1 protein-coding gene is annotated in these 296 nt (G+C 77.7%); it reads left to right on the forward strand.

Annotation, left to right across the window (positions count from 1 at the left end; translation table 11 throughout):
* A partial coding sequence (locus tag KI686_RS17645; RefSeq protein ID WP_497801194.1) for an NAD(P)-dependent oxidoreductase occupies positions 1 to 296 on the forward strand: 296 nt, incomplete at both ends.

The raw sequence follows: 296 nt of genomic DNA on the forward strand, positions 1-296 counted from the left end.
CGGGTGCGCGCCGGTGACTGGAGCGTGCGCCGCGGCCGCGAGCTCGGCGCCGCCACCGTCGGCATCGTCGGGTTCGGCCGCATCGGCCAGGGCGTCGCGAAGCGCCTGAGCGGCTTCGGGCCCCGCATCCTGGCATCCGACCCCTTCCTGCCCGCCGACGTGATCCGGGCGGCCGGGGCCGAGCCCGTCGACCTGGACGAGCTGTTCCGCGCCGCCGACGTCATCACCCTGCATGCGCCGGGGGGACAGCGGCTCGTCGACGCCGACCGGCTCGAGGGCGTCCGGCCGGGCACCGT

Origin of the sequence: Polaribacter sargassicola (genome assembly GCF_021991835.1) — a bacterium.
GTDB classification, from domain to species: domain Bacteria; phylum Bacteroidota; class Bacteroidia; order Flavobacteriales; family Flavobacteriaceae; genus Polaribacter; species Polaribacter sargassicola.